The organism is Methylobacterium sp. CM6257, assembly GCF_054611515.1.
The window spans coordinates 1,748,314-1,769,052 of the sequence record NZ_CM137735.1 but is presented as its reverse complement, the minus strand read 5'-3'; the positions used below and the strand labels follow the sequence as shown (position 1 = coordinate 1,769,052).

The 20,739-nt window shown below is 64.3% G+C and carries 17 protein-coding genes and 3 pseudogenes; 6 read left to right on the top strand and 14 right to left on the bottom strand.

Annotated elements, in window-relative coordinates; translation table 11 throughout:
- Positions 1 to 68 precede the first annotated feature (68 nt).
- Complete coding sequence (locus tag ACYCO6_RS08555; protein ID WP_459761926.1) at positions 69 to 1,655, top strand: IS66 family transposase; 1,587 nt, start codon at positions 69 to 71, stop codon at positions 1,653 to 1,655.
- A 271-nt stretch (positions 1,656 to 1,926) separates the two neighbouring features.
- Here the strand turns inward: ACYCO6_RS08555 and ACYCO6_RS08550 are convergent.
- From ACYCO6_RS08550 to ACYCO6_RS08535, 4 genes and pseudogenes are all read right to left on the bottom strand, one after another.
- Positions 1,927 to 2,257 (bottom strand): annotated as a pseudogene (locus tag ACYCO6_RS08550) (DDE-type integrase/transposase/recombinase); the annotation flags it as partial.
- A 234-nt stretch (positions 2,258 to 2,491) separates the two neighbouring features.
- A complete protein-coding gene (locus ACYCO6_RS08545; protein WP_459771062.1) occupies positions 2,492 to 3,496 on the bottom strand; it encodes an AraC family transcriptional regulator in 1,005 nt (334 codons plus the stop codon).
- A gap of 200 nt (positions 3,497 to 3,696) precedes the next feature.
- Positions 3,697 to 4,044: a hypothetical protein gene (locus tag ACYCO6_RS08540; protein ID WP_459771060.1), complete on the bottom strand. Its 348-nt coding sequence runs from the start codon at positions 4,042 to 4,044 to the stop codon at positions 3,697 to 3,699.
- A gap of 257 nt (positions 4,045 to 4,301) precedes the next feature.
- A pseudogene (locus ACYCO6_RS08535) lies at positions 4,302 to 4,532 on the bottom strand (integrase core domain-containing protein).
- 182 nt (positions 4,533 to 4,714) lie between these two features.
- Between ACYCO6_RS08535 and ACYCO6_RS08530 the strand changes: the two are divergent.
- Positions 4,715 to 4,948 (top strand): hypothetical protein, encoded by a 234-nt coding sequence (locus tag ACYCO6_RS08530; protein WP_459771058.1) that lies wholly within the window; start codon positions 4,715 to 4,717, stop codon positions 4,946 to 4,948.
- A 337-nt stretch (positions 4,949 to 5,285) separates the two neighbouring features.
- Here the strand turns inward: ACYCO6_RS08530 and ACYCO6_RS08525 are convergent, their stop codons facing one another.
- Both ACYCO6_RS08525 and ACYCO6_RS08520 read right to left on the bottom strand, forming a co-directional pair.
- Entirely contained in the window at positions 5,286 to 5,789 is a 504-nt protein-coding gene (locus ACYCO6_RS08525) for a hypothetical protein (protein WP_459771057.1), read from the bottom strand.
- A gap of 716 nt (positions 5,790 to 6,505) precedes the next feature.
- Positions 6,506 to 7,749 (bottom strand): IS3 family transposase gene (locus tag ACYCO6_RS08520; RefSeq protein WP_459761871.1). Its coding sequence is split into 2 segments (ribosomal slippage): positions 6,506 to 7,425 and positions 7,425 to 7,749, totalling 1,245 coding nucleotides; the frame shifts between segments, so codons are not numbered across the junction.
- A 384-nt stretch (positions 7,750 to 8,133) separates the two neighbouring features.
- Here ACYCO6_RS08520 and ACYCO6_RS08515 point away from each other — a divergent pair.
- Positions 8,134 to 8,385, top strand: coding sequence for a hypothetical protein (locus ACYCO6_RS08515; protein WP_459771056.1), 252 nt, complete (start codon positions 8,134 to 8,136; stop codon positions 8,383 to 8,385).
- 111 nt (positions 8,386 to 8,496) lie between these two features.
- Here the strand turns inward: ACYCO6_RS08515 and ACYCO6_RS08510 are convergent, their stop codons facing one another.
- Entirely contained in the window at positions 8,497 to 9,492 is a 996-nt protein-coding gene (locus ACYCO6_RS08510) for a dienelactone hydrolase family protein (protein ID WP_459771054.1), read from the bottom strand.
- 377 nt (positions 9,493 to 9,869) lie between these two features.
- Between ACYCO6_RS08510 and ACYCO6_RS08505 the strand changes: the two genes are divergently transcribed.
- The 3 genes and pseudogenes from ACYCO6_RS08505 to ACYCO6_RS08495 all read left to right on the top strand — a co-directional run.
- Complete coding sequence (locus ACYCO6_RS08505; RefSeq protein WP_459771053.1) at positions 9,870 to 10,199, top strand: DUF1488 family protein; 330 nt, start codon at positions 9,870 to 9,872, stop codon at positions 10,197 to 10,199.
- 96 nt (positions 10,200 to 10,295) lie between these two features.
- A complete protein-coding gene (locus ACYCO6_RS08500; RefSeq protein ID WP_459771051.1) occupies positions 10,296 to 10,541 on the top strand; it encodes a hypothetical protein in 246 nt (81 codons plus the stop codon).
- A 1,140-nt stretch (positions 10,542 to 11,681) separates the two neighbouring features.
- Positions 11,682 to 11,877: pseudogene (locus ACYCO6_RS08495) on the top strand (transposase); the annotation flags it as partial.
- A 153-nt stretch (positions 11,878 to 12,030) separates the two neighbouring features.
- On the opposite strand, the gene ACYCO6_RS08490 reads toward ACYCO6_RS08495, so the two are convergent.
- The 7 genes from ACYCO6_RS08490 to ACYCO6_RS08460 all read right to left on the bottom strand — a co-directional run bounded on the left by ACYCO6_RS08490 (position 12,031) and on the right by ACYCO6_RS08460 (position 20,734).
- The gene (locus ACYCO6_RS08490; RefSeq protein WP_459771049.1) at positions 12,031 to 14,010 is read right to left on the bottom strand and encodes a transketolase family protein; all 1,980 of its coding nucleotides are present in this window, start codon (positions 14,008 to 14,010) and stop codon (positions 12,031 to 12,033) included.
- Between the two features lie 128 nt (positions 14,011 to 14,138).
- Complete coding sequence (locus ACYCO6_RS08485; RefSeq protein WP_459771047.1) at positions 14,139 to 14,825, bottom strand: DUF599 domain-containing protein; 687 nt, start codon at positions 14,823 to 14,825, stop codon at positions 14,139 to 14,141.
- Positions 14,826 to 14,925: 100 nt separating this feature from the next.
- Complete coding sequence (locus ACYCO6_RS08480) at positions 14,926 to 16,818, bottom strand: TRAP transporter large permease (protein ID WP_459771045.1); 1,893 nt, start codon at positions 16,816 to 16,818, stop codon at positions 14,926 to 14,928.
- A 12-nt stretch (positions 16,819 to 16,830) separates the two neighbouring features.
- Complete coding sequence (locus tag ACYCO6_RS08475; RefSeq protein ID WP_459771043.1) at positions 16,831 to 17,847, bottom strand: TRAP transporter substrate-binding protein; 1,017 nt, start codon at positions 17,845 to 17,847, stop codon at positions 16,831 to 16,833.
- A 132-nt stretch (positions 17,848 to 17,979) separates the two neighbouring features.
- Positions 17,980 to 18,864: an NAD(P)-dependent oxidoreductase gene (locus tag ACYCO6_RS08470; RefSeq protein WP_459771040.1), complete on the bottom strand. Its 885-nt coding sequence runs from the start codon at positions 18,862 to 18,864 to the stop codon at positions 17,980 to 17,982.
- Complete coding sequence (locus ACYCO6_RS08465) at positions 18,864 to 19,886, bottom strand: transketolase family protein (protein ID WP_459771038.1); 1,023 nt, start codon at positions 19,884 to 19,886, stop codon at positions 18,864 to 18,866. Before ACYCO6_RS08465 ends, ACYCO6_RS08470 begins: the two co-directional genes overlap by 1 nt.
- The gene (locus ACYCO6_RS08460; RefSeq protein ID WP_459771036.1) at positions 19,883 to 20,734 is read right to left on the bottom strand and encodes a transketolase; all 852 of its coding nucleotides are present in this window, start codon (positions 20,732 to 20,734) and stop codon (positions 19,883 to 19,885) included. The genes ACYCO6_RS08465 and ACYCO6_RS08460 overlap by 4 nt, the downstream gene beginning before the upstream one ends.
- Positions 20,735 to 20,739: the final 5 nt, after the last annotated feature.

Here is a 20,739-nt window from a genome sequence, read left to right as displayed (position 1 = left end):
TGTAACCGGGGCAGATATCCGGGCGGTGGCGTTTTGCGGTTTGGCCGTGGCGTGATTCAACACCCGGCATGGCGCTGCCGGATCCCGATGGCCTGGATGCCCTCTCGCTGAGCGAACTTCGCGGGCTGGTCGACGCCCTGATCGGTCAGGTCCGCGCCTTGACGGACGAGAACCGGGCTTTGCGCGACGAGGTCGCGCGGCTGAAGGGCTTGCCACCGCGCCCGCCGACGCGGCCAACCCCGTCCGGGATGGAGAAGGCAAGCGAGCGGGCGCAGGCCAAACCGGGCCAGCGGCGGCGTGGGCCCGTGCACGAGCGGCGCGTGATCACGCGCGAGGTGGTGCTCAAGGCTGCCGTTCCGGCGGGCTCGCGCTTCAAGGGCTTTGAGGATGTCGTGGTGCGCGACCTCGTGCTGGAGGCGGTCGTGATCCGCTACCGGCGCGAGCGCTGGTCCACGCCGTCGGGGGCGAGGGTCGTGGCCGCGCTGCCGCCCGGGATCGTCGGCGGGTTCGGGCCGCATCTGCGCCGCTTCCTCCTGGCGGCTCATGTCCAGGGGCAGGTCACGAGCGAGCGCTTGACGGCGATGCTCTCTGGGCTCGGCCTGATGATCTCCAAGCGTCAGGTGGTTCGCCTCCTGAGCGGCCGGCTCGATCCCTTTGTCGCCGAGGAGCAGGCGGTGCTGCGCGCCGGTCTCGCGAGCGCGGCCTGGATCAGCGTCGACGACACCGCCGCCCGGCATGCGCGGACTGACGGCGTGACCACGCAGATCGGCGATGCACGCTTCACCGCCTTCCGCACCACCGCGTCCAAGTCCCGCCTGAACGTCCTCGCGCTGCTGCGGGCTGGCCACGGCGACTTCGTCGTCAACGACGCGGCGCTGGCCTACATGCACACCCGCGCGCTCGCCGGTCCCTTCCTGGCGGCGCTCGCCGCCCACCCGGTCAAGGTCTTTGCCGATACCCCGGCCTGGCAGGCGCATCTCACCGCCCTCGGCTTCGATGCGCGCGCGGTCACGCCCAACCCCGTGCAGATCGCCACCGAAGGCGCGCTGTGGGGGGCGATCCGGCATCACGGCCTGATGCCCGACACGGTCGTGGTCTCCGACGGGGCCGGTCAGTTCCGGGTCGGCCTGCACGCGCTATGCTGGGTTCATGCCGAGCGCCTCGTCCACACGCTGATCCCGACGACCGCGGCTCAGCGCAAAGCTATCGCGCTCACCCGCACCCTGATCTGGTGGTTCTATGCCGACCTGAAGGCCTGGGCTCGCGCCCCTTGCCCCAGACGAGCCCGCGCCCTGCGTGCCCGCTTCGAGCGGATCTTCACACGCGCGACCGGCATGGTGATGCTCGACCGGCTGCTCGCCCGCCTGCACCAGCACAAGGCCGCCTTGCTGCGCGTGCTGGAGCGGCCCGAGATCCCGCTCCACACCAACGGCTCGGAGAACGACATCCGCGCTTGCGTGATCAAGCGGAAGATCTCCGGCGGAACGAAGAGCGAGGCCGGCCGCACCGCCCGCGACGTCATGCTCGGCCTGATGAAGACCTGCGCCAAGCTCGGCGTCTCGTTCTTCCGCTACCTCGGCGACCGCCTCGGGATCCCGGACGGTGACCCGATCCCGCACCTACCGGACCTCGTCAGAAACGCCGCAACAGGCTGACCGCCCGAGAATCTGCCCCGGCTACACCGTTCGCGAACCCTACTCATCGGCTTCTGATCTGACGGCAGCCCCTGCTTGCGATCCTGGCCAGCAAGGCCGCCAACCAGCCTGACATGGCCGTGCGCTTCGCCCAGTTTTCTAGATCTAAGACGGAAGCTTAGCGTATTGTGCAGTAGTGCTGTAATTGCTGGCACAATGAATCGGCGGCCGTCGGTCCCCGGGGGGCAAAAGCGCTGAACAACCGAACGATATCTGCGCAGTGAGCCGGCAGCTAGTTCTGCCTCCGCACCGTACAAGCGCCGGAGAATCCGAAGCCTTCGCGCAGCCATATCATCGCCGCGAAGCCCTGGAGCGTGCACCTGGCCGTGGCGAACGAGCGGAGCCCGCCACCTCGCGGCATCAGCCGCTTCACGCGGAAGTGGTCGCTCTCGCTTCCCTGCTGCACCTGCTTGGTCACGCGGTGGGTCGGCGTGCGCGACAGCAGGCCCATCTTCCTGCCTCGGCGGTCGCTGACAGGTACAGGCAGCACCATCGATGCGGATGCGGTCGGGCGCGAGCGGAAGCTCCTCCTGCGACATCTCGCGGAAGAACCGCTTGGTGGCCGCCTTGACAAATAGGTCTTCGAGGGGGAGTTCGAGCCAGCCCGGTAAGGAGCGGGTGTTGAAGCAACGTAAAGCTGAAGCACCTGAATGAGGTAGCTGTTCAGGTCAGCTGGCGAGCCTTCGCGGAGAGCGAGTGCAAAGACGCATCGGAAACGTACACGCCGAAGGAAAAATCGTGCCGTAATTACAGGCGCTTAGCGGAGGCGCCCTCCATCGTCCGTCCGCGTTTGTGCACTAGATCAACGAGGCCGGCGGTCGGTTGGCTTGCCGCCACGCAGTCGGCGTCACGCCCGTCCAGCGTCGGAAGGCATGCGTGAAGGCGGCCGGCTCGGAGAAGTTCAGGGCGGTCGAGATCTGCGTCAGGCTCAAGGCCGTATCGGCCAGGAGCTGCTTGGCCACCCGGAACCGGGCTTCGGTGGCAAGCTGTCTGAACGTCGTGCCCTCGGCTTTGAGGCGCCGGCTCAAGGTGCGGCGAGTCACTCGGCACTGGCGCGCCACGCGCTCGGCCTTGCAGCGCTGTCGGGTCACCATGATGCGGAGCTGGTGGCGGAGATCATCCGCCAGAGAGGAAGGCTCCTTGGCCTCAAGCTGACGAATGCGATCTTCTACGTGCTGGCGCACAGCTGGATCCGCGCCCACGATGCGTTCCTCCAGAAGTTGCGCCTCGACGACCAGAGCGGCCCCTTCCTGATCGAACCGGACGGGTGCTCTGAAGAAGCCACGGTATGGAGCTGTGTCGCGCGGTGCTGAGCGTGGCAGCAGCACCTCCAGCGGCGCCCAATCGGGCGAGCACAGCGCCCGAATCAGATTGGCCGCCTCGGCAAGCCCCCATTCCGATTGCTGGGGAGCCCCCTCGACCTCAGGCTCGTGCAGGACGTAACTGAGGACGGCAATATCGTGGTGGACGTGGAGGACGATCTCCGCGCCCCGGTTCCGCACGCACAGATGGGCCTCAAGCGCCCGTAAGGCGTCGCCCAACGTGTTGGAGTTGCGCAGCAGCAAGCCGAGCGGCCCGAGCGAGGTCAGCGTCGTGTGTTGCCCGATCAGCAGTCCGAGATGAGGGCAGCGCGTGTGGTCGGCCGCGAGAGCCATCAGGCGGCTGAGTGCGGTGAACGGGACGAGCCGGCTGCTATCGTCGAAGAGCCGGGGATCGAGACCCGCTTCGGCAGCGAGGGCGTCGAGATCGGCCCCGAGTTCGACGGAGACAGTATCGAGATGGATGAAGCCGACGGGAGGCACTGCCTCAGCCGCATTGGAACCCTTGTCTGCGACAGCTCCGCTCGGCCTGCTATCGATGTCCGGCCTAGCATATGCAAGCATAGCGGCACCCCTCTGCCGCCAGTTGATCGGTGCAATGGTAGGTTGCTTGATCGAATGGGACAAATCAACTGTATGTACGCGATCTGACGATAATGGGCTGCGGCGGTAGTATCCCGTGCTCAGTGCTTCGCGTCTGGCCGGCTGCCGTCGACGCTGGCGAAGTCTGCGCCTACCGCAGCTGGCGCCTTTCCGTTGAAGATGGTCTTGATGACTTGGGCTACGCTGGCACCCACCTCCGGCGGTTGGATCGACCGAGCCCGCCGAATGGCCTCTGCCATCACGGCCTTGCGGTCCGCGAGGCCAGCACGCTCCAGCGTGTGCATCAGGAGGGCGTTCATCACCAATCCCGCGATGGCTTGATGTGCCGTCGTCGTCAGTGCCTTTTCGAGCTGCGCTGTATTCTCCGCCTGCATCAGAGCCAGTTCGGTAAGCTGTTCGTTGGTGAAGGGGGCGTCGATGTCGCTCATGCTGCGTACGCCACGGGACATTTGAGTCCCGCGTCCCCGAGGTGCCGACTGACAGCGGATCAGCGATCAGCCGGCTTGGTTGATGAACCCCTCACACTACTGCTGTTCCACGTGCCTGGCTTGATCGGCCGTACCCCTTGACCTGACCGGTAGTTTGGACCGGGCCGATTGAGAGGCTACTACAGGGTGGTCACCACGGGTAGTCGGAAGGCCAAATCCGGGAACATGACGGGCGCGGGCGGCCGATAGCCCAAGGACTAATGCGGCCGGGCTCGGTTGTAGGTGGTTAGCCAAAGAGCAATTACGGTCTGGGCTTCCTTGAGCGAGTAGGAGATCTCCTGCCTCAGGCACTCGTCACGATAGCTCTGCTCGGAGATCTCCGCTTCCTTGCAGGCTAGCGCCAAGCTCTTGCCCTGCGTCGTCTACAGCTTGATCTGGCGCAGCTTGGAAACAACCTGCTCCGCGCTCGTCTTCTGACCCCGCTTCATCCTCGGTTCCTCTGGTCCTAGCTGATCCTCTCAATCAGCCCGTCCGAAGCCAGCCGGTCAGGTCAAGTCGGAATCTGGCACCTCAACCTCAGGGCATCGGCTGCACAATACGATCGCGCGGTGGCCTTATTTATCTATTCGGACAAGTTTTCGCCGCAGAATGGTTGTCCGATAGCGAAGCCATGACTGCGGTTCCTGTCTTCGAAATCCGGATCACGACGAAGGAGACTGGCAGCATCTTTCGTGCGCCGTCTGAGCGCGAGATCGCCACGAAGGCGGAAACCCTGATCCGCAGGGTCCATGCGCGTGGCGAGCTGATTGGCTTCAGCATCGCAGGGCCAAGCGCTGCCGGTATCGGCCGGCTTAAGGCTTACCTGGACGATGTCATGATCGAGGTTGGGCGACTGGGCATTTAAGCTCGTCCGCCCGTTGATGCGGCTCGGGGTTTGCGACGAGTTCAGCCAGGGCGTGCGAGACTGGATTCAACGGACATCTTTCCCCGCCGGCGTCAGTCGCCACGAGGCTGTCGCCGACTTAATTGCGCAGGCTTTCCTGCACGAGACCGATCACGCTCTCTTCCACAGTAGTAGGCGTAGCAGGCAGGCCTGTTAAGGCGAGAGCATTGAGGATTATGGGCCGGCCTTGACGAGAAGGCGGCAAGCTCGGCCCGCATATGTGCCCGACAGTGAGCGTCACCGGGTTCGCACTCGCGACAGGCTCGTAGGCAGCGAACCCGGTGTTCATGCAGTGGCGTTAGTAGCCGCAGGTGCAGCCACCGTACCCTTGCGCGGGGTAGCTGTAGCCGTAGGCGGCCGGGGCGTAGCCGCCATAATAGGAATCGCCGTAGCCGTAGCCGCCGTAATAGTTGCTGGCCGCAGCCCCGACCGCCGTGCCGACCGCGAGGCCGGCTAGACCCGCACCGACGCCGTAGCCGTACCCGCGGTACCCGTAGCCCCGGTAGCCGTAACCACGACCACCGTAGAAACCGCCGCGGTAGCCGTAACCGCGGCCACCGTAGAAGCCGCCGCGGTAGCCACCAGCCACGCCACGATATCCACCAACGCCGCCGCGCCAGCCGCCAGCGCCGAAGCCACCACCCCGGAATCCGCCGCCACCAAAGCCGGCGCCGCGGAAACCACCACCTCCGAAGCCGCCACCGCCGCCTCGGAAGCCGCCGCCACCGAAGCGAGCGTCCGCGGCCGCGCTGGTGAAGATCAGGGCGGCACAGGCTGTGCAAGCCATCAGCAGAGTTTTCATGCGGTTGTCTCCCTGCCTCAAGTAGGTAAGCCGAGGCGAACTATCGCCGGCGGGGGAAGGCATGCCTCCCCCTTCATCGCTCGGACGTTATGTTCAGGCTAGGGATCTCACTTGATCGGTCGGGACAGTCGGACGGGTTACAGCACGTCGGCAAGGTGTCTTGACCATGCCCTTCTGTCATCGTGGAGCGGCTCGGTCCGGCCCCGATCCAGGCGGGCGCAGTCAATGATACTTAAGCGCAGGTCTGCCCGCATTTGGGACATGCCTAATCGCTTCCCGCGCGGTGGTTCTTCGTCGGGTTTGCTGGATCACGCTGCGACTAGGAAACGGCGGCGCAGGAGGTCGAGTTTGGCCCAGCCGTATATTCTATCGGCCACCGTGCTGAGGCTTCGGCACGTCGGGCAGAGGATGTGACCGTTCCGTGCTTCGGCCACGGCAGTGAGGGCGGCGGGGCCGTCCCGCACGACACGAACGAGGCGACAGGCGACAGCCGGGCACAGGGCAGAGCAAAGTCATGCCCCGTTCTGTGAGGCCGAGCCGACCACGCCAAGACCCCTGCCGTCACGCTCTTCGTTCCACGAAGCTCGGCGATGAACCACCGCGCGGAGGCCGATCAGCTTCGAGCTCCACGTGGCATGACGCACCATCTATTTGGCCGAGAATAGCAAGACGGCTCTCGTGTACCGCCCGCGGATTGTGAGACACCGATCTGAAGCCTATGCGGCCAAGGCCGCGGGTGGAAGCTGCGCGGTGCGAATGGCGGCTGGTGGTCGGAACCCGTGCCGCTCGATCAGCCACGTCTTATTGTAGAGGTCGCGAAACGCCAGCAGCGCGCGGCGCAGGTCCTCGACCGTGTCGAAGTGCTTCACCCACAGCAGGTTCTCCTTGAGCGTGCGGATGAAGCGCTCGGCGCAGCCATTTCCTTCCGGCGCTCGCACGAAGGCGGGCGAACTTGCGATACCCAGGAACGCCAGCTCCGCCTGGAAATCGTCCGACATGTACTGGCTGCCGTGATCGTGCCGGACACTCAGGCCGGAGGCGATCTCGGCCGTAAAGCCGCCGAAGCGCTGCCGCACACCCTGGCGGATCGGCTCCAGCGCCTCAAAGCGCGTGGCCCGGCGCGCCGCATGGAGGCCCACGCATTCGGCCGAGCAGTGGTCGACGGCCACGAACACCGCGACCTGCCCCTCAGCCGTCCAGGTGGTGGTCAGATCAGTGCCCCACATCGTGTCCACCCTCTCCGGGACGATGGTGCCGTCGTGGTTGCGCGGGCCGCGCGGTGTGCCGACGCGAGAGGGGGCGAGCAGATCATGGGCGCGCATCAGGCGCAGCACGCGGCGTTTGGAGGTGCGCACGCCCTTGTGGCGCAGCCGCGCCCAGACCTTGCGGTGACCCTCGCCGTGAAAGGGGCTGTCCGTGAGGGTGGCGCGGATCTGCGTGAGTAGCGCCGCATCCGGCATCGGCCCGACCGGGCCGGGACGGCGCGACGGCTCGGGCCGGGCGGGTGAGAGGTGCCGGTGGACGGTGGCGCGCGACACGCGCCAGATCCGGCACACCCGGGCCAGTCCGTAAGCTTTGCCGCTGGCAGGCGAGACGGCCCGGCTCATAGCCGCGACCTCCTGCGGGCCAAAGGGCCGGGGCCGCGCGCCTCCAGGGCAGCGATCTTGGCCTCCAGCAACTCGCGCTCGATCAGCATCTCGCCGAGCTTGGCCTTCAGTCGCCCGCTCTCCAGCGCGTCCGCATCAAGGGACCGGGTGGAGAGACTGGCCTCGCCCGCCGTCAGGAAGGCGTCGCGCCAGCCCGACAAGGTCGCGGCCGTCACGCCTAAGCTGCGCGAGACGCTCTCCAGGTCCTCGCCGCGCAGCAGCCGCAGCACCGCATCCCGCTTGCGCTGCCGGGACATGCGCCCGCCGCGACCAGGACCGACTGCGCCTGCATCTGCCTTCGTATCCGAGCTCATCGTCCTCACCCCTGTCGCGGAGACCGTCCGCTAACGGGGTGTCTCAAGCAACCGGGAGGCGGAGGACTCGGCTGTTCCAGTACGCACGTAGGCGTGCCGACCACCGCAGAAGCTTGCCGTGAGCAGCGGTAAGCATCGCTAAAATCACTTCAGCCAACTCCGATCAGCGCATGCCTTGAGCTCGGCCGGTCGCCGCGTCGATAGAGGATTTTCCGCGGAGTGGATACCGATTTTCCGCGGGAGAATGCGCGACAACAGCGGAACTTAATCCCTCCAAAAAGGAGGGATGTTAGAGCGCGGAAGCGCTCTTTTGCTCCCACGGCTGGGTCTTAGCGCATAGGAATTGGAATCAACTTGCTCGTTGAACTCGCTCGTGGAATAATTATGATTGTCGACGTCAGTTTCATGGCAGTCCAGGCGGTGACAATGTCCGCTTCCGAGGAAGCTCACCTGGTTTTCGCCAATCAACAGCTCGCCGCCGTCCTGCTGCCAGCCCAGGAAGGCTTGTACCTACGGGTGGGCTTCGGGCTTTGCGACCGTGAAGGTCTCATTTTCGACACTCTGGACAGCGCCGCAGATTGGGTCCGCGAGTGTTTCCGTGCAGGCCTGCCAGCCACGCTTCCTTGCCACACGTAAGCGCACGAAACCCGCCACGTTCGTTTCTCGGGGGGGACGCTAAAGGCGTACGGTTCGAAGGGCCGCAATGGGGCCGCGCTTCGGGAGAAGGCTGGCGCATTGTCGAGACCGTCACTTGAGGCCGAAGACCTGCACGAGGAGCTCCTTCACGGTCTGAAGAGCGCTGGCTCGGGCCGTAGCATCCGACCCAATATGCGGTCCGCGCTCCACACATGGATCTCCGTAAGTGAAGGCCGCGCCAGTGGCGGTGTTGATCAGACGCCCGCCCGCCTCTTCGCTGATCGCGCAGTTCCTAACCGTCTGACCACCCTCAACCGTTGTGGGGGTTTCAGGACCGATAGGGTTGTCGAAGACGTGTTGTGCATTCGCATAGATCGTGATCGTCGCGTCGCGGCCGGCCGCCTTCAGGCGTTCGACATAGGCCGCGCAGGAAGCGGGTGGATCATAGTCGTCGCTGCCGCCAGCGAGGATGCGGATCGGACGCTCCATTACGTCGGTGTCGGAGATGAACGCGATGGAGCAGTCGGGATAGACCGGCAGGTAGGCGGCCGGAACGATGCTGGACTTGTTCCACTGGGCGTCGAAACGCTTCAGGCTTGCGTACAGTGCAGCTTGCCCGCCGCGAGAGAATCCCATGATCGCCACACGCTGCGGATCGACCCGCGGGTGCTTCGCCAAGACGTCGAGCGCCCGGTAGATGTCGAGGATCAGGTTGGTCCGGGCCAGCAGGGCTTGGTTGGCGTTGACGTTCGTGAGCCCCCGGCCGGTGAGGCCATCTATGGTAAACGTGGAGATGCCGAGGGCGTTTAGCTCGCGCTGCCAGAACTCCACATTGGCGCTGATGCCGCCTGAGCCGTGCATGAGGATGACCACCGGCAGACGGTCTTTGCCTCCACGAGCGATACGTAGGCTGCCAGCAATCGGCACGGGTTCGGCCTTATCGGCGCGGCCTTTCAGGAACTGCTCATCGGTGAGAGTGAGGGTCAGGAAGGGGTGTAGTTCGACACGAGCTGCGTAATGGACGCTGTCGCTATCCTGTGTCTCGGCCGCAGCCGGCGCGATGAGTGCCCACCCGGTAAGCGCCAGCGTAAGCCTCAGCCGCCTCATTGCCACCTCCCTACATCGACCAGCAGCATGCCGGATGATATCCGGTGCCGACTGCAGCCTACATCTATGCCGTTCCGGTACAGCCCGGGTTTCCGCTTGTAACAAGTCCGAACGGACATGCGGGTCCTGGAACGCCTCCAAGCATGGCTCGAGGACCGGCCATGCCGACCTGACCGTTGTTTGCTCGGGCCGAGTGAGAGACCGCCGCATGGCCGCTGCCATCAGTAGCCGAAAGGTTGGATCCGGGAACGTGACGGGCGCGGGTGGCCGGCAGCGAAGCGACGAGTGTGACCTCATGCGATTGCAGGTGTTCTGCCACAGACCGATCACAGTTGAGCGCTCGCGGCAAGCTTACGCGATGAAGTGCGAGTTGTCGGTTGACCAGCAGACTGGGCGGCGCGAAGCAGGGATGCGAACTGTGGGAGCTCAGCGTGCCGCTGGAGAGCTACGAGGCGTCCGCCGCGGCAATCGACTTTGAGACCGAAGCGCATGTCCGCTTCGGCATGCGGGACGACGGCCTGCTCGTCCCGTGCCGGGTGTCCTTCGACGCGCTGCGCGGCCTATTCGCTATCGAGGGCATGCCGTTCGATCCGTTGGACCTCTTCCTCGGCTCACGCTCGGCGATCGAGGAGGCCGCGAGCGACAAGTACGAGCGCGAGGGCGCGCTGGACGGGATGCTCGACCTAGAGGAGGTCGACTTCGTCTAGTGGCTCGGTCATCTCCTGGCATGCGCTCCAGACCCGGATGTAGCCAAGCACCCCTCCGCGCCCTAGGACCTGGAGACGCCTCACGAGAGATCGCTCATGTCCTCCCCCGACACAAACGAACCCGGCTCGGCGCCGCACGACGACTTGGAGTTGGTCAACGCTCTGATCGCGCGCAAGGAGCGCGGCGAGCCGGTCGACGCGGACATCCTGGCGCTCTTGAACGACATGGAGCGGGTCGGGCTTACCGATACGGAGGCCTACGCTGCGCTCGACGCCTACCGACCTGGACCGATTGAGGCGGCTCCTGAGCGGGACGAGGTGCCGGCCGGACCGCAATCCTAGGACTTCAATCTCTATCGCGCCCCTCGGCGACCCATGCGGGCGCGGTCGCGAAGACCTCTACAAGCACAGCTCGGGCATGACTAACCCCCGCGGGTTCAGCGATGAAGGAGCAAGGGCGTCTCAACTGCGGGGTAGCGCAGTGCTAGCGCAGCGCCCTGGCGACCCCTGCTCTATCAATGACTTAGTCGTGCTCACGCTCAGATTACAACCGCGTCATAGCCGGTCGCGAACTGGATCGTCGGCCGCCGCATCAGCATTCCTAAGACAATATCGCATGCAGCTGCCCGTCAGGCTCGCCTTTCACCTACGGGCCCTCACCGCGTAGGCTTATTTCCGCCGGAGGGCGATCGACGACCGCAGACGGGGGACACTCTGGAGTGAGCCGCAGCAGGGATTACAGGGACGAGCCCTTCCGCGCCTTCTCCAGTTTTATAAGATCTTCCAAAATTCTCTGCGCAAATCGTGCGTGTTGAGACTTGTCTACCGGCGCGGACTTCTTCCCATAAGTCGTCGTGGCGGTCATGGGGTTTGGTCAACCTTGAAGGTGCCTGAGTAGATCCTACCGTCTAGCTTGACGTGAATCGAGTGACCCGACATGCGGAAGCCCTCCTGACTCCGTGGCGAACATCTCAGCAGTACATCTATCTGCGATGCCTTTTTTCGCGAGTCACGTTATCATGGAAAAACGGCGGTGACGTCCTGAGAGGGCTCGATGCTTCACTTCAAGAAAGGCCAGCACAGCACTCGAGAGTTGGTCAGCGAGGTAATTAGATTGGATGTAGTAAGCCTCATTGAGCTCTACGGTCACGACGCGTTCAGAGTGGCTTGCGAGAGAGCTCAGCAAGCACGGGTAAGAGGAGATCGAGCGGAAAAGCTGATATGGACTCAGGTGGCTCTCAAAGTACGCCACAGGACCTTCGAGGACGCTCCGAAGTTGCTCATTCAGGCTGAGCCGGCACAACGGGCGAAGGTGCGCAAGCCCGGTCCTGCGAAGCGTTCTAAGCCATGAGGCCCTTCAGATTGCTACCAACGCTAACAGCCGGCGGCTCTGACTGCAGAAACGATGATAGAAAGCCAGAGGCGCGGCTCCTGAAGCTCGCTCAGCCACGGCCTACCGTCGGTTCCCCGTGCGCTCGGTTTGCTGCCCGCCTGAAACGGGCTGGCCGCTGCAGCCGCTACCTTTTCGGGAAGCAGGTGGTTGAGCCGGTGTTCGGGCATATGAAGCAGGCCAGAGGCTTCCGACAGTTCCTGACGCGTGGTCTTGATCAAGTCCGGGGCGAGTGGGCGATGATCTGCACGGCCCAACCTCCTGAAGCTGGCTCAGACTGCGCGCTGAGGCTTCTCAGCACGCTTGGTCGGCGCGCACCCATTCAAGTCGCGCGATAAAACCGTTACTCGGACAGGCTTCTAGCCGTGTTCGGCTTCGCACCAAGAGCGAACCAGTATCGGTCGGGCTGCCGTGCAGGGGCAGGCTGCATTCGGGCCGTGGTCAAAGCCGCGCCTCCACCTCCTCGACGACACGCTCGGCCGTGATGCCGAAATGAGACCACAGGTCGGTCTCAGCGCCTGACGCACCGAAGGTGCTCATACCGACGAAGCCGCCGTTGACGCCAAGATAGCGGTCCCACCCTAGGCGCACCGCTGCCTCGACACCCACGCGAACGGTGCCGCTTCCGAGGACAGACTCGCGGTAGCTTTCGTCCTGGCTCTCGAAAAGTTCCCAGCTCGGCATCGAAATGACAGCCGTTGGCACTCCGGATGCCTGCAGGATGTCTCGCGCCCGAATGGCGATGGAAACCTCGGATCCCGTGGCAAGGATTGTCGCACGCCTGGGGCCCTCAGCCTCTGCGAGGACGTACGCGCCACGTCTCGACAAATTCTCAGAGTGGACACTCGACCTTGCTGCCTGCAATGGCTGGCGAGAGAAGATAAGCGACGATGGCCCAGTGCGGTTGGATAAGGCTATCTCCCAGCATTCTGCGGCCTCCACAGCGTCGGCCGGCCGTAGCACGAGCATGTTGGGTATTGCCCGCAACGAAGCGAGGTACTCCACGGGCTGGTGGGTCGGACCGTTCCGGCCAATGCCGATCGAGTCCTGCGTGAAGATGAACGGGACCGGAAGGCGCATCATCGCCGCAAGGCGCAGGACTGGCCGTAGGTAATCCGAAAACACGAGATAGGTGACGCCGACCGGAACCACGCCCCCATGCGCGGCCATCCCGTTCATCATCGCGCCCATCGCATGCTCGCGGATGCCGTAATGCACGTAGCGCCCGCCGTGGTCGGTCGCCGTGAACGCTCGTAGGGCGCGCTTGTGCTGCGTCGCCCCTTCCAGATCCGGCGCGCCGGATATCAGTTCGGGGATTGCCTCAGCCAACCTGTCCACGGCTTCGGCCGAAAGCTTGAAGCCGTGCTCCGCCGACGGCTGACGTGATGCCTCATCACGCAATTGGTGCAGGGGTACTTGCCAGCCTTCCGGAAGGCGCCCAGCCTGCAGACGATCGAGCAAGCCCTTCCTACCGGCGTCGAGTCTGGCTACGCGCTCCATCCAGGCATCGTATTCAGGCAGACTGCGGCGGCCCGCGTTCCGCCAGGCCGCGAGGACATCTGCGGGCACCTCGAATCGAGCGTGCGGCCAGTCTGCGGCATCCCGTGCACGGTCGGCCAAGTCGCTATCGATCCGGCCGCTGTGAGCGGCTCGTGTTCCTTCGACGCCTGGCAGACCCCGGCCAATGACAGTCGTGCAACGGATCAGGGACGGACGGGGGTCTGCCTTGACCGCTGAGATTGCCGCGGAGACTGCCTCCACGTCATGGCCGTTGACTTCTTGAACATGCCAGCCGCTGAGCCGGAAGCGCGCGGGCATGTCGTCGCTCAGCGCGAGTTCAATCGCGCCGTCGTCCGTCATCCGGTTATCATCCCAGAGGAAAGTCAGCTTCCCGAGGCGAAGGTGGCCTGCCAGCGAGATGACCTCCTGACCGACGCCCTCCTGCAAGCAACCGTCCCCAACGAACGCGTACGTGCGGTGATCGACGATATCTGGACCTAGCCACGCATTTAGGTAGGCCTCGGCCAACGCCATGCCCGCCGCGTTGGCGATGCCTTGGCCAAGGGGACCAGTCGTCGTCTCAATTCCGCAAGTGGGGTCGAACTCCGGATGCCCTTCACACCGTGAACCTAGCTCTCGAAAGCTTCGGATCTCGTCGAGAGTGATCTTTGCGTAACCAGTCAAGTAAAGAAGTGAGTAAAGGAGCATCGAACCGTGACCGTTCGATACAACGACACGGTCACGATCGAACCACGTCGGATCCTGCGGATTGAATTTCAAGTGTTTTGTGAACAGCGCAGTGGCCGTCTCGGCGGATCCTAAAGGTGTTCCAGGGTGCCCCTCGCCCACGCGCTCAATGGCATCAATGGAAAGGAAGCGGATCGCATTCGCCATAGCACAAGAGGTAGACGGGAGCGACATGGTCTCTTCTCCTATTAAAATCGCCGAACGTACACCCCAACGAAGAGCGGATGACGACGTCGAGCATTGACATTATCCTGGAGTAATGGATCGCCGGTCAGGTCCTGATAAGTTAGTTTTTACAGAGATCAAAGCCAGTTGTCGGTTAACGCCCGTCGGGCATCGGAACCAAATTGGCGCCGCCACATAACGAAGAGAACTGCGATCGTCGTCGCCATCAACACATACGGCCCGATGAACCAACCGAGATAAGCTAAGGCAAAAAAGAACGCCTGCAGACCGCGATTGAAGTGGCGACCGGCCTCGACATTTACGATGGCAACTCGATGTACCGCACGCTTGATCTCTTCCGGGTTGTCACTTCGATCGGGCACCGCTCCCATAAGAATGGATACATAGTAAAATAGCCTGAATGACCAGGCGAATTTGAAGAAGGCATAAATGAATATAAGCGCCATCCCAAGTACTTTTGTAATCCAGACTTTTCGATCGAATGACTGATTAAATATCAATCCTGAAAACATAGTGAGCATATCGTCTGCGGTGTTTGAAAATGAAAGGACGCCGCCCAGGGCGATTAGTGAGGTCGATGCGAAGAAAGCGGTACCATTCTGCAGCGTGGCGTTGATCAGAATGTCGACTACGCGGTTTTCACGGACGCCAAGCTGATTTGACCAGAGATGCCGGTGCGAATTCATCATCCGATTGAGGCTGACGCGCCCATCCCCAACGCGTTCTAGGCTGGCACTGTAGGCGCCCCATGCAAGAAGGAAGATCAGGATGGCCAGAATATCCGAATAAGAGAAGCTGCTCACGAGACAGTATGAGGTTGGAGTGAGAGATCACAATCAACAAACATAGAAAACAACCATTTCCGTCGTGATGCAGTCATTCTCCGTACTTAAGTGAGTAAGTTCAGAGGAAGCCGATCGAGAACCAAGGGACGAGGATGATGACGAGAAGGCCGATCAGCAGGGCCACGATGTAGCCGACGATCGGCCGCATCCCGGCATCGGGATGGATCCGGCTGATGGCGCAGGCGGCGTAGTAGCCGACGCCAAAGGGCGGGGCGAACAGGCCGATCCCCATGGCGAGGATCACCACCATCGAGTAGTGGACCTCGTGCACGCCGACCGCCCGGGCGATCGGGAACAGCAGCGGCCCGAACAGCACGATCGCCGGGATCCCTTCCAGCACCGAGCCCAGCACGATGAAGGCGGCCGCCGAGACGAACAGGAAGCCGAGCGCGCCACCCGGCAGGCTCTTCATCACCTCCGCCAGCGTCTGCGAGAAGCCCGACTGGGTCAGCGCCCAGGCCATGCCGGTGGCCGCGCCGATGATCAGCAGGATCGCCCCCGACAAGGCAGCGGTCGTCACCAGCATCGGGTAGAGCCGCCGCCAGTCGAACTGGCGGTAAATCAGCAGGCCCGCCAGCGCCGCGTAGACGATGCCGATGGTCGAGACCTCGGTGGCCGTGGCGATGCCCTCGACCACGGCGAAGCGGATCACGAAGGGCAGCGCCAGCGCCGGGATGGCAATGACGAAGGTCCTGCCGATGACTCGACCGGACGGGCGGGCGACGTGGCTCAGGTCCTCCCGGCGGTAGCGCCACCAGACCAGGGCGCAGAGGGTGGCGGCGAGCACGAGGCCGGGCAGCAGGCCGCCGGTGAACAGCGCGGTGATCGACACGCCGGTGACCGAGCCGATGGTGATCAGCACGATCGAGGGCGGGATCGTCTCGGTCTGCGCGCCGGTGGTGGCCAGCAGCGCCACCAGATCCCCTTCCTTGGCGCCGCGCGCCTTCATCTCGGGGAACAGCACCGGCGCGACCGCGGCCATGTCGGCGGCCTTCGATCCGGAGATGCCGGAGACGAGGTACATCGCGCCCACCAGCACATAGTGCAGGCCGCCACGCACGTGGCCGAGCAGGCTCGCCAGGAACCCGACCATGGCGCGGGCCATGCCGGTCATCTCGATCAGAAGGCCGAGGAACACGAAGAGCGGCACGGCGAGCAGGATCAGGTGGCTCATGCCCTCGTCCATGCGCCCGACGACCACCATCGCGGGCGCGTTGGTGGTCAGCGTGACATAGGCGAAGGTCGACAAGCCGAACGCGAAGGCGATCGGCACCCCGGAGAAGACCAGCGCGCCGACGCCGAGGACGAAGAACAGCAGCAGGTTGAGGTTGCCGAGGGTCGCCAGCCAGGGCTGGAGCGCCGCGAGCCCGGCGGCGACGCCGGCGCCCAGCACGAGCGCCCCCGCGGTGAGGCGCCAGTCGGCGGTCTCCAGAAGGCGGATCACCGCCACGATCAGCATGAGGCCGAGGCCGATCGGCAGGGCGGCGGCGCGCCAGGCGTTGTTGAGGTCGAGGGCAGGAGTTTGCACCCAGATTTCCTCGCTCGCAAACTCGTAAGCCGGGTGTAGAACGAGGGCGACGAAGATCAGGCCGGCTACGAGGGCGACGGTCTCCAGGAAAGCGCGGGTGCGAGGGCCGCTCATGGCCACGAACGCGGTCATGCGCATGTGTTCGGAGCGGCGGAAGGCGACCACGGCGCCGAGCATGGCGAGCCAGAGGAACAGGATCGAGGCGAGCTCATCCGACCAGACGAGCGGTTCGTGAAAGGCGTAGCGGCTAACCACACCGGAGAGCAGCACGCCGATCTCGGCCAGCACGAGCAGCGCCGCCGGAATTTCCACGAGGTAGCCGATCGCAGCGTCGAGCTGCTTCAGCCAAGTGCCGGCCCGCAGCGGTGGCCCATGCAGGCCGGTGTCGGGGGCGGCTTCTGCGGCAGCGATATCGATATGCATGACACCGCCCCCTCACGCGAGCTTGCCGGCGACGGCTTCGAGATGACCCCAACCGACCTCGCCGAGTTTGGCTTTCCAGTCCTTGTAGAAGCTCGTCTTGCCAAGCGCTGAGCGGAACGGATCGCGGTCGACGTCGATGAACTTGATGCCCTTCTCGGTCAGGGTCTGACGCAGCGAGTCGCTGAGCTTGGCCACATCGGCGCGTTGGTCGGTGGCCGAGCGGTCCAGCTCCTTGGAGACTGTCTGGCGGATGTCGTCCGGCAGCTTCTGCCACGCCCGCTTGTTACCCAGGATCCAGTAGCCGTCCCAGACATGGCCAGTCATGCTGCACGACTTCTGCACCTCGTAAAGGCGCGTGGTGGCGATGATCGGCAACGGGTTCTCCTCGCCCTCCACGACCTTGGTCTGCAGCGACGAGTACAGCTCGTTAAAGTTGATCGGCGACACGCCGGCGTCGAACGCTTTGAACAGCGACGTGAGCAACGGCGCTGGGGGCACCCGAATCTTGAAGCCTTTCAAGTCCTCCGGCGCCTTGATCTCGCGTGTCGAGGAAGTGATCTGGCGAAATCCGTTGTCCCAAATCTTAGAGACAGGCAGGATCGGTGTCTTTGCGATTTCCGACCGGACATGCTCGCCCAATGCGCCGTCCATAGCCTTCCACACGGCGTCATAGTCCTTGAAAGCGAAACCGGTGTTTGGCAGCGCCGCCGCCGGGACGAAGGTCGACAGAATCGAGGTTGAGAGATTGAAGAACTCGACGCTGCCGTTGCGCACTTGGCCGAGCAGGTCGGTGTCGGATCCGAGCTGGTTGGCCGGGAACAGTTTGATCTCCATACGGCCGCCTGTAGCCTCACGGATTCGATCAATAGCCTCCTGGGCCCTCATATTGACCGGGTGGGTCGGGTCCTGGCCGGTGGCGAGCTTATAGGTAAACTCCGCGGCCTCGCCCCGGCGGGTGAGGATACCGAAGAGCGGGATCGCGGCGGCGCCGGCCAGAATATTGCGGCGGCTCAGACATGTGTCGCGCATGATGTTCCTCCCTTGAGGTACGAAAAGCCGATACCGGTTTTTGCGGATTGTCGGCGTTGGTCGTGCTAGGACCGAAGGGGGATGACCGCTCCATCCGCGCCATTATCTTGCAGCGGCCGCGGCCGCCGATCTTCACGCGCCATTGAGTAGGCGGTAGGTGCGCACAACCTGACTGTCGTCGGCCGCACCGTCACCCCGACCAGTGGTCGAGAGAAAGAGTTGGTGTGCAAGCGCGGCGAGCGGCAGCGCCGCCCCGGCATCGCGGCCGGCCTCCAGCACGATCCCGAGATCCTTAACGAAGATATCGACCGCGCTCGTCACGCGCGGGCTCTCCTCAAGCATTCGTGGTCCGCGGTCGCGCAGCATCCAGCTCGACGCCGAGGAGCCCGACAGGATCTCCAAGACGACGTGTAGGTCGACGCCGACCCGGCCCGCCAGCGCCAGTGCCTCTGCGGCGGCGGCGATATGTATGCCGCACAGTAGCTGATTCACCGCCTTCACCGTCGCCCCCTGACCGGGCTCGCGACCGACGTGAAAAATCCGGTCGCCCAACGCCGCGAGCACTGGGCGCACCGCCTCAAACATCTCGGTCGGGGCAGCGACCATAATCGACAGCTTGGCGGCCTCGGCGCCCACCACGCCGCCTGAGACCGGCGCGTCGACGAAGCGTCGCCCAGCCGCAAGAACCCGGGCGGCGATCGCCTTCACCGCCTCGGGCGGACAGGTTGCCATCAGGATCACGTGCGCCTCCGGGACGAGACGCTCGAGCGCACCCTGAGCGAAGAGCACGTCCTCGGCCTGGGCGGCGTTCACCACCATCAGGATGATGGCATCGGCCCCGTCCGCGGCCGCTGCGAGTTCCTCGGCCGGCGCTCCGCCTGCGGCGCCGAGCGCCGCACGGCTCTCAGGGCGGATGTCATAGCCGCGCACCGCAAAGCCGGCGGCGACCAGGTGGCGGGCCATCGGCATACCCATCGAACCGAGCCCGACGAAGGCAATCGTCCTTGGCGCGCCCATCACAGCCACCCTCGGATGCTGCGGGCCATGGCCTGCGTGGAGATGCCGTAGCGGTCGTGAAGCGTCGGCAGAGCTCCGGCGTCGAGGAATTCGTCGGGCAAGCCGACCTGCCGGAAGCCGCGCCCGGGCAGAGTGCCGTTGCGCATCAGCAGCCCTGCCACGGCCTCGCCGAGCCCACCGACCACCGAGTGGTTCTCGGCCACCACGACGAGCCGGCCGCCGCGGCCGACCTCGCGCAGGATGGTCTCTTCGTCCAGCGGCTTGATGGTCGGCACGTGCAGCACCGCCACGTCCGCCCGGTCGTTCTCCAGCTCCTGCGCGACTTCCAGCGCCCGCATGGTCATCAGCCCGGAGGAGATGATCAGGACGTCGCGCCCGTCGCGGATCGTCTTGGCCTTGCCCCACTCGAACCGGTAGCCGTACTCGTCCAGCACGAGGGGAACGTTGCCGCGCAGCAGCCGCAGATAGACCGGTCCCTGATGCGCGACCATCGCCGGCACCATCTGCTCGATCTCGTGCGCATCGCAGGCGTCGAGGATTGTCATGTTCGGCAGACCGCGGAAGATTGCTACGTCCTCCGTTGCCTGATGGCTCGGGCCGTATCCGGTGGTCAGTCCCGGCAGGGCGCAGGCGATCTTGACGTTGAGGTTCTCCTCGGCGATCGCAAGGCAGATGAAGTCATAGGCGCGACGCGCCGCAAACACTGCGTAGGTCGTGGCGACCGGTACGAAGCCCTCACGGGCCATGCCTGCGGCCGCGCTCATCAGGAGTTGCTCGGCCATACCCATCTGGTAGAACCGCTCGGGGTAGGCCTGCGCGAAGATATGCAGGTCGGTGTACTTGGCCAGATCCGCCGAGAGGCCGACGATGTCGGGACGGGTCTGGGCGAGTTCGACCAAGGCGTGACCGAACGGGGCTGGCTTTGTCCTTTGGCCGGGCGCGGCCAGCGATGCGATCATCGCTGAGGTCTTCGCACCGCTACCAACCCGCGGTGCAGGTTTCTCGTACTTCGAACGCCTCATTTTACCCTCCCCTCGTCCAGGATTTTCAGCGCTTGCGTCCACTCGGTCGGCTCGACGCGCAGGAAGTGGTTGCGCTCGCGCTCCTCCAGGAACGGCACACCCTTGGCCATCTTCGTGTCACAGATGATGACGCGAGGCTCCGGTCCGGCATGGTTTCGTGCCGTGTCGAAGGCCTCGACCAGCGCGTCGATGTCGTTGCCGTCGACCCGCTGCACGAACCAGTTGAACGCTTCGAACTTGGGCGCCAGCGGCTCGAAATTGAGTACACCCAGCGAGGCGCCATCCGCCTGCATGCCGTTCACGTCGACGATGCCGATGAGGTTATCGAGCTTGAACGAGCCCGCCGACATCGCGGCCTCCCAGGTCGAGCCCTCGTCGAGCTCGCCATCCGAGAACAGGTTGTAGACAAAGTTCTTCGAACCCTTGCGCTTGAGTCCAAGCGCCATGCCGACCGCAATGCCCAAACCGTGGCCCAGAGACCCGCCGGTGATCTCCATGCCGGGCGTGTAGGCCGCCATCGCTGACATCGGCAGGCGGCTGTCGTCGCCGCCGTAGCTCGTCAACTCGTCCTCAGGGATAATTCCGGCTTCGATCAGTGCGGCGTAGAGGGCGATGGCGTAGTGGCCGATCGAGAGGCAGAAGCGGTCGCGGCCTTCCCATTCCGGATCCTCCGGACGATAGGTCATGGCGTGAAAGTAGGACACTGCGAGCACATCGCTGATGCCGAGCGCCTGGGCGATGTAGCCCTGGCCTTGGACTTCGCCCATCAGCAAGGCATGGCGGCGGATGTGGTAGGCCCGCTCCGCGAGCGAGACATTGGTGCCCTGGTGCGGGCGCTCGGTTGACATGGTGT